This is a genomic window from Amycolatopsis aidingensis, assembly GCF_018885265.1.
Classification (GTDB): Bacteria; Actinomycetota; Actinomycetes; order Mycobacteriales; family Pseudonocardiaceae; genus Amycolatopsis; species Amycolatopsis aidingensis.
This window is the reverse complement of record NZ_CP076538.1, coordinates 2604695-2620482: the sequence shown is the minus strand read 5'-3', so window position 1 is coordinate 2620482 and position 15788 is coordinate 2604695. Positions and strand designations below refer to the sequence as shown.

Sequence of the window (15788 nt, the reverse complement as noted above, 5' to 3'; positions counted from 1 at the left end):
AGTAGGTGATTGCACATCGCAAGCACTATGGAGGAGGCGCTATGTCCGACCCGGAGGTAGTGACACGGGACCAGTGGCTCGTCGCTCGGCGCGAGCTTCTCGACCGGGAGAAGGAACTGACCAGGCATCGTGACCAGGTCAATGCCGCCCGCCGTCGGCTGCCGATGGTCGAAATCACCAAGGAGTACTCCTTGGACGGTCCGGAAGGCAAGGCCGGACTGCTGGACTTGTTCGACGGTCGGAGCCAGTTGCTGATCTACCACTTCATGCTCGGCCCCGATCAGGAAGAAGGCTGCCCGGCCTGCTCATTCTGGATCGACAACGTGGGCCACCTCAGCCACCTGCACGCCAGGGACACCTCATTGGCCGCCGTCTCGCGCGCTCCGTTGGACACGCTCGAGCGCTTCAAGCAGCGAATGGGCTGGGAAGTCCCGTGGTACTCATCGTTCGGCAGCGACTTCAACTACGACTTCCACGTCAGCTTCGACGCATCGATCACGCCGGTCGAATGGAACTACAAGGATTACACCGAGCTGGTGCGAGAGAACCCGGACTGGGAGGGGTACACCGGCGAGGAGCAGGGCGTGAGCGCGTTCCTTCGCCGTGGCGATCGCATCTTCCACACCTATTCCACTTACGGGCGCGGCATCGACCTGCTGAACGGCACCTATAACTACCTTGATCTCACCGCCAGGGGCCGCCAGGAGGACTGGGAACAGCCACCGGGTCGCGGCGATGACCCCGCCATGAGCTGGCTACACCGTCACGACGAGTATGAACCCAGCGTCATCGGCGGCTCGTAACGTGTCCGACAAACATACGCTCTGCTACGTCCTGACGGGAAGCACGCTCACTGGAAGCGGGCGCAGGAGCACAGCTGGTTGAGAAAACGTCATCTAACACTACACCCGCGCAACCCCCGTCAAGGAAGGTGCATATGAGTACCCCGCAAGTGACGCTGAGTCGGGTCAGGACGAATCTTATCCTGACCACGCTGTTCTTCGGAGTTTTTGTTCTCGGCTGCGCGGAACTGCTCGTCGTCGGCATGCTCGATTTGCTCGCCGATGATCTCGAGGTCTCGATCCCCACAACCGGCACACTGGTGACGTCCTACGCACTGGGTATGGCGATCGGCGGCCCGCTCCTGACCGCGCTGACGATCAAACTGGCCAGACGTGCCGTCCTGGCCGGCGCACTTATCGTGTTCGCACTGGCCAATCTCGCCCCCGTACTGTTCACCGACTACGCCCTGTTCGTCGTGGCGCGCGGTATCGACGGTGCGGCGCAAGGGCTGTTCGTCGCGGTCGCCTTCGGCGTGGGCACATCGATCGTCCCGTCCGAGCGCGCGGGCAGGGCGATCTCGGTGATCATCTCGGGTGTCGCGGTCTCGGCCGCACTGGGCGTGCCGCTGGGCACGGCGGTCGGCCAGACGCTCGGCTGGCGCGGCTCGTTCATCGCGATCGTCGTGATCAGCCTGATGGTGCTGGTCGCCACACTGGTGCTGGTTCCCTTCGTGCCCAGCACCGGCGGCGGTGGCGCCGCCGGCCAGGCAAAGTACGCCTTCGCCCCACGGGTACTCGCCGTACTGGGCCTCAACCTCGTGGTGTTCACCTCGCTGTACACCGCACTGACCTACATCGTGCCGTTCTTGCAGGAAGTCACCGGCATCGCCGGTGTGATGATCAGCGTGTTCCTGTTCGCCTACGGCCTGGCCAACGCGGTGGGTTCCTTCTCAGGCGGGCGGTTTGCCGACAAGAACGCCGCAGGCACCCTGATCGTCGGAACCGCCGGGTCGGCGGCGGCCCTGCTGGTGCTCTACTTCGTCGGCACGAACCCGATCCTGGTGGCGGTGACGATGTTGGTCTGGGGCCTGTTCGCGTTCATCATGGTGCCCTCGCTCCAGCTCCGCGTGGTGAACCTGGCCGGCCCTGGCGGCGAGCTGGCGCACTCGCTGCCGGCCTCCGCTGTCAACGTGGGCGTCGCTCTGGGTCCGGTCGCCGGTGGTGTGGCGCTCAGCAGCAGCACCTCGGCCCCGATGCTCGTCGGCATGTTCATCGCGCTGGCCGGCGTCGTGATCGCCGTGGCCACCAGCCGCCTCAAACCACCGGTGGTCCCCGAGGAAACGGAACCGGCCGCCACGGTGCCCGAGGAGACCGCCAAGGCCACCTGACCCGTACTGGGGCGATGGTGCCGAATACGTCCGCACGACACCGACGCGGGGGCGGGACACGCATACAGCGTGTCCCGCCCCCGCGTCGGTGTCTAACCGTGCTGACAGCAGGTTCCCGGGGATCTCAGTCGTCCTGCTTCAGGGACCGCGTGAACGCTCGAACATCCTGCACGTACAGATCCGGCACCTCGAGCGCGGGCCAATGCCCGCCGTGCTCGAACTCCGACCAGTGCGTGATAGTCGGCAGTACCCCGTTGGCGAGCCGCCGGAGCGGGAGGACGACATCGTGTGGGAACACCGCGACTCCAGCCGGCATGGTCAGGTTCCACGGACCACCCAGCCGGGCGGCGATGTTCTGGCTGGTACGGTCCACCGACTCGTAGTAGAGCTGGGCCGACGAGCTCGCTGTGGCGGTCAGCCAGAAGATACTGACGTTGGCGAGCATGAGATCGCGGTCAACGGAGTCCTCGGGCGCGGACTGGGAACCCGCCCACTCCCAGTACTTCTCCACGATCCATGCGAGCTGCCCGGCTGGCGAGTCGGTGAGGCCGTAGGCCACGGTCTGCGGGCGAGTGGCCAGCAGGTTGAAGTACGGCGACAGTTCCCGGTCGAAGTACATCAGCTTGTTCAGCCGCTGCGCCTCCACCTCGCTCAGGTCCGCCAGCTCAGCCGGGTCCTGCGGCGGGAACGTCAGCAGCGTGTTCACGTGCACGCCTGCCACATGCTCGGGGTCGGCAAGGCCCAGCTCCGCCGACACCATCATGCCCCAGTCTCCGCCCTGCGCCACGTACCGTCGGTAGCCGAGCCGGGACATCAGCTCCTTCCACGCCCGCGCGACCCGGTAGTGGTCCCAGCCGGCCGCGGCAGGGGACCCGGAGAACCCGAAGCCGGGGATGGTCGGGATGACCAGGTGGAAGGCGTCCGCAGGGTCGCCGCCGTGTGCGCGCGGGTCGGTCAACGGGCCGATCACGTCCAGGAACTCGACGAACGAGCTGGGCCAGCCATGGGTGATCAGCAAGGGCGTAGCGTCCGGCTCGGGCGAGGTGACGTGTACGAAGTGGATGTTCGCACCGTCGATCTCGGTGGTGAACTGTGGCAACTCGTTCAGCCGGGCTTCCATGGCCCGCCAGTCGAAGGTGCCGCGCCAGTACTCCGCCAGTTCCTTGAGATAGCCGACCGGAACACCCCGAGCCCAGCCCGCTCCGGGCACCTCGTCGGGCCACCGCGTGTTCTCCAGTCTGCGGTGCAGGTCGTCCAGCTTTGCCTGCGGGATTTCGATACGGAAGGGTTTCATCCGGATGCTGCCTTTCGGAGGGACCTCAGCTGAGGGAGGAGAAAGCCGGACCGGGCCGGCAACGACTGGGGCTGTTCAAGAGACCTCGGCAACCACGCGCCTGCTTCAACACAGCTAGGGCAGGAGCTCATCTCGCCGAGGTCGCGGATGAGCTCCTGCCCTAGGCGGAGTTGTTTAGAGGAATTGGGTGTTGGGTTCGAGGCCGCAGGTGACGCGGCCGTAGAGTTCGAGGTTGGTGTCGGGGTGGGCGTATGCGTGCATGCTGGAGGTTTGGATGTCGCGTGCGATGCGCTGGATGGGGACGGTGTTGAGTACGGAGGAGGCGCCGCTGGCGTTGTTGAGGATGTCGACGGCCTCCTTGGAGCGTTGGATGGTGAGTCCGAGGTCGAGGCGGGCGCTGACGCGGTCCTGGACCGACCATGGCTGGCCGGTTTTGGTGTCGACTCGCCCTGCCACCCGGTGGGCGTGGAAGTCCGCTTCCTCGATCCGGACCGCGGCGTCGGCGACCTGGAGGTGGGTGAGTGGCGCGTCGGCCTGGTGCTCGTAGTCGGTGTAGGTGATCGCGCGGGTGGGTAGCCGTTCCATGAATGCGGCGTATGCCGCGCGGGCCAGGCCGTAGGCCGTTGAGGTGGTCACGGCGCTCGCCCACGGCAGGAACGGGACCTGCCAGAGCCGGGACTGCGCGTTCAGCGTCGAGCGGTGCTTGCCGTCCTGCATGACCGGGATCATCGGCAGGATGCGCGAGTCCGGAACGAACACGTCCTTGGCGACGGTGGTGACGCTGCCGGATCCGCGCTGGCCCGCGGAGTGCCAGTCGTCGATGATCTCGAGGTCTGTCATGGGCAGCAGGATCACCACTGGCTGGGGCTGCTCTCCTTCGGCGGTGAGCACCGCGGCATGCGCGTTCCAGCTGCTCTGCAGGGCGCCGCTGTTGAAGCTCCACTTGCCCTGGAACACGGCACCGCCGGGTGCGGGCACCCCGACCCCGTTCGGGGCGAAGGTGCCACAGATCCGGACGTCGCCCGGCCCGAGGACCTCATCCTGGACCTCATCCGGGAACAGTCCGGCCAGCCAGGTACTGAGACTCCACACGGTGGCGACCCAGCTGGTCGCACCGTCACCCAGCGCGAGCTCGGACAGCACATCGACCAGCGTGGTCGTGTCGCACTCATAACCGCCGTACCGTGCCGGAAGGGTCAGCCGCAGCATGCCCGCCTCGGTCAGAGCCTCGATCGTGTCCTCGTGCAGGACACGGTTCTCCTCCTGCCAGATCGCGTTCTTGCTAAGCCTGGGAGCCAACTCCGCCGCCCGGCCGACCAGCTCTTTCCGCGAAGATGCGTTCATCGAACAAACTCCTAGATGAGATGGGTGTTGGGCTCCAGACCGCACAGCACGCGCCCATAGAGCTCGAGGTTCGTGTTCGGATGCAAAAGCCCATGCAGGCTCACCGTCTGGACGTCCCGCTCGATCCGCTGGATCGGCACCTCGGTGTAAATGGAGGAGCCACCACTGGCGGTCTTGAATACGTCCACCGCTTCCCTGGCACGCAACGTCGCCGCACCCATCTTCATACGTGCCGACGCCCGCTCCGTCATGGTCCATGCCGCGCCGGAAGCCGCCTTACTATCCACCCGCTCGGCCGCACCGCGCACGTGGAAGGCGGCTTCGTCGATCTTCGCCTCGGCCTCCGCCACCTGTAAGTGGGTCAGCGGCGCCTCGGACTGGCGCTCGTAGTTGGTGTACGTGATCTTCCGATTGGGCAGTCGCTCGAAGAACACCTCACGAGCGGCCCTGGCCATACCGAGCGGCACCGCACCGGCCAGCGCGGCCGCGGACGGCGAGAAGGGGGCCTGCCACACCACAGAGTCCGCGTTGGCCTCCGAAAGGTGCTTGTTCTCCATGATCACCGGCAGCATCGGGACAATACGCGATGCGGGAACGAAGAGGTCCTGAGCGATGGTCGTCACGCTGCCCGTACCCCGCAGCCCGGCAGTATGCCAGTCATCCACAATCGTCAGGTCCGCCGCCGGCACGGCGACCACGATCGGCACGTAGTCGCCCTCACCCACGGCCTGCACGGCCGAGTGCACAAACCACTGGCTATGCAGGATGCCCGTGCTGAACGGCCACTTGCCATTGAGGATCGCACCGCCGTCAGTCGGCGTGGCAACCCCGTTCGGACTGACGCTGTTGCCGATCCAGACCTCCGGGTCGGCGAAGATCTCGTCCTGGGTCTCGTCCGGGAACAGGCCCGCCAGCCAGCAACCGATGGCCCATGTGTTCATGGTCCACCCGACCGAACCATCGCCACGGGCCAGCTCGGCGATCACGTCGGCCACGGTGGCCGTGTTCGACTCGTAACCGCCATACCGCACGGGAATCCGCATCTTATGCAGACCGGCGTCGACGATCCCCCTTAGGACCTCATCGTGCAGCAGTCGGTTCTCGTCTTGCCATGTGGCGTGCTTGCGGGCCAGCTCGACTAGATCCCCGGCCCTGCCGACGAGCTCGGTCCCCGACGGCGCCTCAGTTGTCGTCATTTTTGTGCTCCTCAACACGATGGCGGGACGGTAGAGGTAATGTTCTTCCGCTCTGGCCCAACTCTGGCACGGCGCCGCACTCGCGCACGTATTCCTGATTGCCGTGCTGGACCGCATCGGCAGGCCGGAAATAGTTCTATTGTGGACAGACGATGGCAGGCGATTGGTCTGTCACCAGCTGCGGGATGCGACAGCGGTCCGGGCACGCGTGGCTGGGCCCGCCGATGAGCTGGATCTGCCGGTACGCGGGCCCGGAGGCGGACGCTCAACGGACCCGGTCCGGTAAGCCATGGCGAGTCCACAGCGAGGTTCCGCCCACTGCCGCCAAGCGGTCAGTGGCCGGAACCGGGATTCAGCTGTGGAGCGTCGCTCGGGTTGATGTTCCGGACGTACTGCGTCAGGACGCGAAAGCTCGGTAGGAGCCGGCCGTGAGGTCCTCCAGCAGGCCGACCTCCTGCGGCTTCCAGCCGAAGGTCTCCTCGGCGCGCTTCGGATCGAGCGTGATCTCGCGGCCGAGAATCGGCAGAAACGGGCCGAACGCCTGGGTCGCGACTTCCGGCGTCAGCGGATCGCCGCTGACGTCGACGAGCTGTGCGATCGCCTCGGACAGCTCCCGCACCCCGACCTGGACACGCGATGAGGCGTTGAAAACGCCACCGACCTGCTTTTCGATCGCCATCACGTACAGCCGGGCGAGGTCGTCGACGTGGATAGTCGACCACTGGTTCGTCCCCTCGCCGGTGTAGGGGGCAGCGTGGTGTTCCTTGGCAGCACCGATCATGGCCATGAGGAGGGCCGAGCCCGCGTGGCCGTACACCAGCGAGGCACGCAGGACCGTCGCCGTCACGCCGTGCGCCCCAAGAACCTGTTGCTCACCGAGTTGCTTGAACAGCTGAGGAGAGGCCGGATCGAGGGCCCCGTCCTCGCGCGGCGGCCCGCCTGCGGTGTCCGGATAGACCAGGGCCGTGCTCGCGTAGACGAAGCTGCGGCCACCGTCGAGCGCGCCGAGCATGGTGTCCAGCGCCGGCTCCTCGATCGTGCGCATGTCCGGCTCGGCGAAGTCGATAGCCGCATGCACGACCGCGTCCGCCCCGGCCGCCGCATCGCGTAGCACTCCGAGATCGGCAAGGTCGCCGCGGACCGCATGAGCGCCCAGACCCTGGACACGCTCTGCCGCCTGGTCCGAGCGGGCCAGCGCGGCAACCTCGTGCCCCGCCGCGAGCAGGTGTCCAGCCACCACGCCTCCGACGTAGCCGCTCGCCCCTGTGATAAACACCTTCATGGCTGCACTCTCTCTTCGTTCTCGGCGCTGCGGCCTGCCACTCCACCCGTTACTGAGAATCGGCGCTGAGAAACGCGCGGAGCGGATCGTGGCCCTTCGTAGCACGAATGGTACGTCCGGGCCCGCGACTGAATATTCTTCCTGTGTGCCGTATTGAGCGCAGGTTCGACGCCAGCGGTCCGGTATTGGTAAGGCACGTCGGGAGACTCGGCGCCGGACGAGCCGATGCCACAATCGGCCTGCATGGGCTTTTGCATCCGAACACGAACCTCGAGCTCTATGGGCGCGTGCTGTGCGGTCTGGAGCCCAACACCCATCTCATCTAGGAGTTTGTTCGATGAACGCATCTTCGCGGAAAGAGCTGGTCGGCCGGGCGGCGGAGTTGGCTCCCAGGCTTAGCAAGAACGCGATCTGGCAGGAGGAGAACCGTGTCCTGCACGAGGACACGATCGAGGCTCTGACCGAGGCGGGCATGCTGCGGCTGACCCTTCCGGCACGGTACGGCGGTTATGAGTGCGACACGACCACGCTGGTCGATGTGCTGTCCGAGCTCGCGCTGGGTGACGGTGCGACCAGCTGGGTCGCCACCGTGTGGAGTCTCAGTACCTGGCTGGCCGGACTGTTCCCGGATGAGGTCCAGGATGAGGTCCTCGGGCCGGGCGACGTCCGGATCTGTGGCACCTTCGCCCCGAACGGGGTCGGGGTGCCCGCACCCGGCGGTGCCGTGTTCCAGGGCAAGTGGAGCTTCAACAGCGGCGCCCTGCAGAGCAGCTGGAACGCGCATGCCGCGGTGCTCACCGCCGAAGGAGAGCAGCCCCAGCCAGTGGTGATCCTGCTGCCCATGACAGACCTCGAGATCATCGACGACTGGCACTCCGCGGGCCAGCGCGGATCCGGCAGCGTCACCACCGTCGCCAAGGACGTGTTCGTTCCGGACTCGCGCATCCTGCCGATGATCCCGGTCATGCAGGACGGCAAGCACCGCTCGACGCTGAACGCGCAGTCCCGGCTCTGGCAGGTCCCGTTCCTGCCGTGGGCGAGCGCCGTGACCACCTCAACGGCCTACGGCCTGGCCCGCGCGGCATACGCCGCATTCATGGAACGGCTACCCACCCGCGCGATCACCTACACCGACTACGAGCACCAGGCCGACGCGCCACTCACCCACCTCCAGGTCGCCGACGCCGCGGTCCGGATCGAGGAAGCGGACTTCCACGCCCACCGGGTGGCAGGGCGAGTCGACACCAAAACCGGCCAGCCATGGTCGGTCCAGGACCGCGTCAGCGCCCGCCTCGACCTCGGACTCACCATCCAACGCTCCAAGGAGGCCGTCGACATCCTCAACAACGCCAGCGGCGCCTCCTCCGTACTCAACACCGTCCCCATCCAGCGCATCGCACGCGACATCCAAACCTCCAGCATGCACGCATACGCCCACCCCGACACCAACCTCGAACTCTACGGCCGCGTCACCTGCGGCCTCGAACCCAACACCCAATTCCTCTAAACAACTCCGCTTGATGCTTGTCGGCGGCGGGGGCCGGGCCGGGTCTTTCGACGGCCGGATCAGAGCTGTCAAGTACCCCATCCGCCGCGGAAAGACCCGTCCTGGCGCATCCCGATGTGACCGGCGCGTTCGCGCTCGGGCGAAGGCGGACCGGGTCAGACCGCCTCGGCGACCACCATCGACTTCGCGCCAGCCAGCTGCTCCTGCGCGATGAACCGCCACCCGGTACCGGCAAGCCATTCCCGGGCCTCGGCCACGCTGTACACGTCGCCGTCCTCGATGTTCACCGCGTACTCGCCTGCCATCAGCGCGGCGGTGACCGGCTCGGTGTGCGTCGGATCGGTCCAGTGGTCGGGTATCAGCAGCCGCGCGCCCTGGCTCACCGCGCCTCGCACCCTGGCCAGCAGGCGCCGGTTGTCCTCCGGCGAGAAACAGTGCACGACGTTGGCCAGCAGGCAGCAGTCATGGCCGGTGGGCAGATCGCCGGTCAGGACGTCCCCTGGCACGACCTCGATCCGGCCGGACATGCCCTGCTCGGCGATCCGCTGCCGGGCGATGCCTGCCACCTGCGGCAGTTCGAACACCGTCGCCGTGATCTGCGGGTGCTCCCGCACGACCGCGAGCGACCACGAGCCGGTACCACCACCGATGTCGAGCAGCCGCCGCCGGCCGCCGAGGTCGGTGTTCGCGGCCAGGGCGGCGGCCGGAGCGGCGTTCAGCGCCTCGACGCCCTCGGAGAAGATCCGCTGCCGCTCCGGATCGAAATCGAGGATCTGCGCCTTCGGCCCGTGTCGGAGCGCCTCCGCGAGCTCACCCCACGCGGGGTAGCTGATCCGGTCCGAGAACCGGATGAACGGACGCAGGTCCGTGTCGGTCGCACCGGTCAGGTAGGCGGCCGCGGGCGCGCTGTTGCGGTAGGCCTCGCCGTCCCGTTCGAGCAACCCGAGGGCGACCATCGCGTCCGCGCAGATCCGTGCCGCCCGGCGGGAGAGGCCGATGCGCGCGGCAAGGACCTCGATGTCCGCGGGAGCACCGGCGAGGGCTTCGAACACACCGAGTTCGGTGGCCGCCATCAGGAACCTGGCCGCCCGGAATCCGTTGGCCAGCTCGATGATCGGGGCGGGAGACACCGCATCGGCGGCTGTCTCTTCCTGCTGCTTCTCCACTGACGCCATCGCGCTTCCGCCTCTCTGAGGTACGGCCGTGCGCCCGGCCTCAACCGGCGCGCAGCAGCTCGGCGACCCGCTCACCGATCATGATCGTGGTCAGGTTGATGTTCGCGCGCACCATGCTGGGCATCACCGAGGCGTCCGCAACGTACAGGCCGTCCATCCCGTGTACCGCGCAACCCTGGTCGACCACCGACATCGGATCGTCGGCCGGGCCCATCCGTGCCGTGCCGACCGGGTTGTACGCGGGCTCCACCGTTGTCCGGACGTAGTCGCGGACCGCGTCCTCGGAGTCGATGACCGAATCGTCAAGGAGCACGACCCGCTCGGCCAGCTCGCGGATCGCCGGTGTCTGCGACAGCTCCCAGCCGACGCGCAGCCCGTCGGCGAGCAACCGATGATCCTGCTCCGTCGAGAGGAAGTTGAGGTCGATCCGGGGCGCGTCCGCCGGGTCCGCCGAGGCCAGGGTGACCCGGCCGCGCGAGCTCGGCTCCCTGGCCACCACCAGCACGCAGAACACCCGCCCCGTCTGTGCGGCCTCCCGCAGATGCGGGAACTGCACGGAAAGGTCGAAATGGTTGACCATCGCGTAGTACATGTCGTTCTCTCGGCCGGTGCTGGCGGCCGCGGTACGCATCACGATCTGCCCCACCGACTTGCCGAAGTTCTCCGCACCCGCCTTGGGAACCATGAACACGCCGGTACGTGCCTGGTCGTGCAGGCCGGCCCCGACCCCGGGCAGGTCCAGTCGCTGGTCGATCCCGACCCGGCCCAGCTCGTCCTCAGGGCCGATGCCAGAGCGCAGCAGGATCGCGGGCGAGCACACGGCGCCCGCCGCGAGGATCACCCGGTTCGCCCGCAGTTCCTGGGTCGTCGAGCCGGTCACCACCTCGACGCCCCGCACCTTCTCCCCGTCCAGGAGGACCCGGTTCACCATGGTGTCGGCCATGATCGTGAGATTGTCCCTGCCGCGTGCCGCCGCGAGATAGGACGACGCGGTCGACACCCGGATCCGGCTGTCCTTGCGGTTGGACGGGGCGGGACCAACACCGGTCGAAGCCGGGTGGTTATGGTCCTTGACGTCCGGGTAGCCGGCTTCCAGGCACCCGTCGTAGAAAGCCCGCTGCGCGACGGTCAGCTCCTCCTGCCGCCAGCGCCGGATCGGGATCGGACCGTCCTGGCCGTGGAACTCCCCGTTGAAGTCCAGATCGTCCTCCAGCGCCCGAAAATGCGGCAGTACCTTCGACCAGGCCCATTCCGGGTTGCCCACGGCGGCCCATTCCTCGAAATCCTCCGGTATACTGCGGAGCGCGATGGTGTTCCCGACCGCGGAGGCACCGCCTGCCACCTTGCCCTGGAAGTACCTGGTCGGCCGCTCCGGCAGCAGGCCAGCGGTGAACTGCCAGTCGTGGTCGACCAGCGACATCTCGTTGCCATCCAGCAGATCGTTCGGCGTCTCGGCCTGTGTCGGGTAGTCCGGACCGGCCTCGATCAGCAGGACTCGCCTGGCCGGGTCGGTGCTCAGCCGCGCGGCCAGCGGCGCCCCCGCGCTGCCCGCGCCGACAATGATGTCGTCGTAGGTATTCAGGGCATTCATCAGGGTCCTCCGCGCTTCAGGTCGACTTTCGGAATGTCACGGTGCATCTGCCGCGCCACCCGGATCGGCAGCGTTCTCGTCTCGCGGACGGTGATTCCGCCACAGCGTATCGAGCACGCCGCGACAGCTCTTCTTCGACGTTGCCGTCTCCGGGACGCCATCCGCGGCCGCGGCACGGTCCCGATTCGAGTCCTGAATAGACGGTCACCCCCGGAAGCAGCCCGAACTTGCTTCACGCTAGTTTACTGACTTTCGTCATGCAAGCCCCGGAAAGGAAAGGGCGGAAACGCACATCACCCGGTGCGGCAGGCGCCGCACCGGGTGATCGGGCTTCGCTGGTGGTATCGCTCCGTCAGTTCGGGCGGGCCCGGCTGAGGCGCTCGGGGGTGAAGGCGTCGATGGTGCCCGCACCCTTGCCAGGATCGGTGTCCCAGCCGTGGAGTTTGGCCACCAGCCTCCGGTAGCGCGCGCTGCCGGGTGGTGCGGTGATGTGGAAGTGGGACTCCTTGACCGGGTTCAGCTCACCGCCCCAGGCCACGACCCCTTCGCAGTCGGCGAGGATGTCCCGGATCACGATCTTCTGGTCTTCGAAGAACCCGTCCTTCGCCCCGAGCGGGTACAGCAAGGGCCGGATCGCGATGCCGCTGCCCGAAAGATAGGTCGTCTCGTACCGGGCACCGAGGCGCCGGTCGGTGGTGTGCCCGGAAATCTCGCCGGGCTGCACCTGCGACTCGATCTCGTAGAGGAACCGGCGGGCGACGTAGAGCAGTACCGGGGCCGCGGCGGGAGCAAGCCACACCGACAGGGTGCTTCCCTCGATCCGGTACCGCTGTGCCTCCTCCCGGTCCAGAACGGGCCAGCCGTTGATGCTGGTCCTCCCCTGCCAGGCCGCGGTCGCGGGGGCGGCCTGCGCGGTCGCGGGCGCGGCGGTCCAGACGGCGGCGCCGCCGAGGGTCGCGCCGCTCAGGGTGAGGAAGCGGCGCCGGTTGATCGATGTCATCGTTGCGTGTCTCCCAGTGTGTGTCTGGTACGGAGGCGATAGGCGCGGACAGCGGCGTGCGCGACGACGGCGAGGGCCGCGGCGGCGAACAACGCCGTGGCCACGTTGAGCGGCCAGGGCACGACGTTCACGCTGCCGCCGTCCGGCCACACGCAGCGCAGCTGTACCGGGTACTCGAAAAAGCGTCCGTCGGTGAGGTACGCGCCGGAAGCGGATCCGGGCCGGTACCGCGCACACAGCGACTCGGGCTCGTAGCTGAAGGCCGACCACAACGCGAGCGTGTGGGCGTCGAGGGCGGCGAGCAGCAGCCACCCGGTCAGTTCGGCCTTCACTCCACGCGAGCCGCGCGGTGCGAGCGATACCCGCCGGGTGGCGAGCCCGTGCACGATCTTGGCAAAGATCAGCAACGGGCTCGTGAACAACAACAGCGTGGCGGTTTCGCTCGCGAACTGTTCCACGGTCCGGTCAGTCCTCGTTCAGCGCACGCAGGCGCCGGTCTTCCTGGCCGCGGAGGATGTTCAGGGTGTCGGCGTATCCCTTGCAGAACGCCTGCAGGTCGGAGGGGGTGATCGAGATGGGGTCGATCCACTCCCCGCTCTGCCGTTCGACCAGCAGCTCGCGGGCCCCTGCGTACTTCGCGGCGTCCACGGGGTTGGCCGGGGCGCCGGTCAAGCAGGCCACGGCGGCATTGTTGGCGTCCGTCATCGTGCCGTACCGGCTGGAGAAGAACCGGTTGACCCGGGAAAGGTGCCCGCCCCCGGTCAGCAGGTTGCGGAACTCGGTGACCACGTTCGCGCCACCCCGGACCGCCATGCCGATCTGGTGGCCGTCCATATCCTCGATCAGGTCGTTCAGCATGAACGTCGTCGCCACGTTCGGCTTCGCCAGCCGGTCCATCGCGTACTTGTAGCCGTCCTTGTTTTCGTCCTCGTCGCGTACCCACTCACCGTAGAAGGTGATCAGGTCCCCGCACCAGCCACCGAGGTCGCCGAGGCTGATCCCGGCTCGGTCGCCGGAGCCCTTCAGCAGGTAAGCGTTCGCCGTGGCGCACAGGTGGTCCACGGAGACCGCCACCCCGAACGAAGGGTCCTGGTAATCGTAGTTCGGCGCGTACTCCAGCCCCGCGTTCCGGCAGGTGGTGATGAACCCATCGTCCACGCCTTCGAAGATGTTGCGCCACTCGAAGTCGTTGTACTTCGGATAGCGCAGCCACTCCAGGGTGAGCTTCGAGGCGCGGGAGGAGTCGTAGCCGACCGCCAGGTCGTAGACCTGTTCCAGATACAGCAGGAACTCGTCCACGGGGCTGGTGCCACGATTGATCGAGTTGACCCCGAAGTCCGCCCCCGGCCGGTGCACCACCCGGTCCAGATCGAACACGTCATCGCCGTTGTGGAACTCGAACTCCTTGATCTGGTTGAACGACCAGTTCAACGGCAGCGGAAAGCCGAGGTTCCCGGAGAAACCCCAGGACATACCGGAGACGAACGAGTGGGCGACATATGCCTCGGCACTCGCCCTGGCGCAGACGTTCCGCGATCCGTAGACGCCGGGGATGTACTTGCTTCCCTGACTGTTGAGGGCACCCCGCACGCCGTGGAAATACGGCACGATGTTGGAGGAGATCTCCGGGTCCGTGGCGTCGTAGTCGACCGCGAAGTAGATCACCGTGCCCCGGTTGAACCCGTAGTGCTCGCCGCGCGCATGCGCCTTCAGCCCGTGCTGGTAGCCGGTGGAGTAGGTGAAGTCCTCCAGCTGGCGGGCGTTGTACTGCCAGATCGGGAAACACCGCAGGCCGGCGTCGAAGATGGCCTGCAGCTCCCCGGGTTTGATCTCCTTGTCCAGGGTGCCGCTGGGGTGCTCGTCCAGGTAACGGCCGACCGCGCGATATCCGGCCTGATACAACGCCTGCGCGCGGGAAGCGGTAATGGTGAACCGGGTGTCACACGCGTCGGCAGGCCGGTCGGGGTCACCGGTAGAGACCAGCAGCTGCGCCCAGGTCGCGAAATCACCGTTGCCGTTGGCGGGAAGGGCGGAGAATGTCTGGAATGCCCGGATGAAGTCCGCGGTGGCGGAGGTGTACTCGTCCCGGAACCCCACCCCGGAGGTGTCCGGCACGGGCTCGTTGAAGATGCATGCGGCGTGGAACAGCTGGGTGACCGGCCCGGAGGACCCCACGTACTGCGGATGCTGCCGGAGCGCGGCCTTCGTACCGGGGCCGAAGTTCCCGTTCGGGCCGGGAACGCCCATCTCGTACTGCAGCGCCTTCATCAGTGCCTGCTGCACATCCCGCGAGAAATGGCCGTCACAGGGGCCGATGAAGTAGTTCGGTTTCGTCCAGTACCGGCCGTTCAGCCACCGCTGGATCTCCAGGACCTCCTCCCGGCCGCCGCCGAGGAGGATGTAGGCGTCCATCGTCAGCAGCGCCTTGAAGATCTTCGGGGTGACCTGGCCGCCGGAGGTGCCGGACCCGCCGTCCGGCAGTCCCATGTTGCGCCGCATCTCCTTGACCGCCTCGGTCGTCACGGCCCCGTACCCGCCGTAACCGTTGGCACCCCAGTAACCCTTGCAGAACAGGGCGTGCTGAATGATCCGCACGATGTTCGAGTTCTGGTCCCAGCCGAAGCCGATGTCACCCAGTGCCTGCACCCCGGCAAGGGTGCCGGGGCCGAAGTTCGCCACCACCGGTGAGATGCCCAGTTCGTGCTGGAGCCCCATGGTGAGTGACCACATGGTGTTCCAGCCGGTACGGCCGTCCTCGGGGCACGACTGGTACCCGGCCACACCGCCGTAGGTGGCGTTCACCCACTCCTGGGCTTCGAGAACCTTTTCGTCCATGCAGGCTCGCAGACCTCTCTGCTCAGTGCGGCCGCGCGGAAACCAGGACAGCCCGAATGACGGCGCTGCCCGCGCGCCGAGCCGTATACGGTTGTGTCAACTGTGTCGACGGCGCACGTCGACGGAGCCCTGGCGGGCAGTTACCTGACGACCCCCAGATCACCCCAGTAGCCGGCCGCTCCCGCGCGACCGGGGTGAAATCATAACCACGGCACGCTGATCCCTGGTACCTCCACACGGACCATCCCCGGCGGGCCCGCGCGGACCGCGCACCGGGACGCCTCAGCGCCTGTTCCCAAACTCGCGGACGCGGTCGACTCGGCCGGGCTCGGACTCCGGAATTATCGTCATCTTCGCAGGTCATGCGCCCGGCCTCATCGCCCGCGGGCTCCGC

12 protein-coding genes are annotated in these 15788 nt (G+C 67.1%); 3 read left to right on the top strand and 9 right to left on the bottom strand.

What is annotated here, in order from left to right:
* Nucleotides 1-41: 41 nt before the first annotated feature.
* Nucleotides 42-803 (top strand): DUF899 domain-containing protein, encoded by a 762-nt coding sequence (locus KOI47_RS12300; RefSeq protein ID WP_216216105.1) that lies wholly within the window; start codon nucleotides 42-44, stop codon nucleotides 801-803.
* Between the two features lie 134 nt (nucleotides 804-937).
* Complete coding sequence (locus KOI47_RS12295; protein WP_216216104.1) at nucleotides 938-2170, top strand: MFS transporter; 1233 nt, start codon at nucleotides 938-940, stop codon at nucleotides 2168-2170.
* Between the two features lie 124 nt (nucleotides 2171-2294).
* On the opposite strand, the gene KOI47_RS12290 is transcribed toward KOI47_RS12295, so the two are convergent.
* The 4 genes from KOI47_RS12290 to KOI47_RS12275 form a co-directional block, all read right to left on the bottom strand.
* Nucleotides 2295-3464: an epoxide hydrolase family protein gene (locus tag KOI47_RS12290; RefSeq protein ID WP_216216103.1), complete on the bottom strand. Its 1170-nt coding sequence runs from the start codon at nucleotides 3462-3464 to the stop codon at nucleotides 2295-2297.
* Between the two features lie 174 nt (nucleotides 3465-3638).
* Nucleotides 3639-4808 (bottom strand): acyl-CoA dehydrogenase family protein, encoded by a 1170-nt coding sequence (locus KOI47_RS12285; RefSeq protein WP_216216100.1) that lies wholly within the window; start codon nucleotides 4806-4808, stop codon nucleotides 3639-3641.
* An 11-nt stretch (nucleotides 4809-4819) separates the two neighbouring features.
* Entirely contained in the window at nucleotides 4820-6004 is a 1185-nt protein-coding gene (locus KOI47_RS12280; protein WP_216216102.1) for an acyl-CoA dehydrogenase family protein, read from the bottom strand.
* A 397-nt stretch (nucleotides 6005-6401) separates the two neighbouring features.
* Nucleotides 6402-7286, bottom strand: a complete 885-nt coding sequence (locus KOI47_RS12275; protein WP_216216101.1) for an NAD-dependent epimerase/dehydratase family protein — start codon at nucleotides 7284-7286, stop codon at nucleotides 6402-6404.
* Nucleotides 7287-7623: 337 nt separating this feature from the next.
* Between KOI47_RS12275 and KOI47_RS12270 the strand changes: the two genes are divergently transcribed.
* Nucleotides 7624-8793: an acyl-CoA dehydrogenase family protein gene (locus tag KOI47_RS12270; RefSeq protein WP_216216100.1), complete on the top strand. Its 1170-nt coding sequence runs from the start codon at nucleotides 7624-7626 to the stop codon at nucleotides 8791-8793.
* Nucleotides 8794-8948: 155 nt separating this feature from the next.
* Here KOI47_RS12270 and KOI47_RS12265 read toward each other — a convergent pair whose 3' ends face one another.
* The 5 genes from KOI47_RS12265 to KOI47_RS12245 form a co-directional block, all read right to left on the bottom strand.
* Nucleotides 8949-9968 carry a methyltransferase gene (locus KOI47_RS12265; RefSeq protein ID WP_216216099.1) on the bottom strand — a complete coding sequence of 340 codons (1020 nt, stop codon included), beginning with the start codon at nucleotides 9966-9968 and terminating at the stop codon, nucleotides 8949-8951.
* 40 nt (nucleotides 9969-10008) lie between these two features.
* Nucleotides 10009-11559: a GMC family oxidoreductase gene (locus KOI47_RS12260; RefSeq protein WP_216216098.1), complete on the bottom strand. Its 1551-nt coding sequence runs from the start codon at nucleotides 11557-11559 to the stop codon at nucleotides 10009-10011.
* A gap of 352 nt (nucleotides 11560-11911) precedes the next feature.
* Nucleotides 11912-12559 carry a hypothetical protein gene (locus tag KOI47_RS12255; protein ID WP_232376701.1) on the bottom strand — a complete coding sequence of 216 codons (648 nt, stop codon included), beginning with the start codon at nucleotides 12557-12559 and terminating at the stop codon, nucleotides 11912-11914.
* Nucleotides 12556-13017 carry a hypothetical protein gene (locus KOI47_RS12250; protein WP_216216097.1) on the bottom strand — a complete coding sequence of 154 codons (462 nt, stop codon included), beginning with the start codon at nucleotides 13015-13017 and terminating at the stop codon, nucleotides 12556-12558. Before KOI47_RS12250 ends, KOI47_RS12255 begins: the two co-directional genes overlap by 4 nt.
* Before the next feature lie 7 nt (nucleotides 13018-13024).
* On the bottom strand, nucleotides 13025-15394 hold the full coding sequence (locus KOI47_RS12245; protein ID WP_216216096.1) for a glycoside hydrolase domain-containing protein: 2370 nt from the start codon (nucleotides 15392-15394) through the stop codon (nucleotides 13025-13027).
* Between the last annotated feature and the right edge of the window lie 394 nt (nucleotides 15395-15788).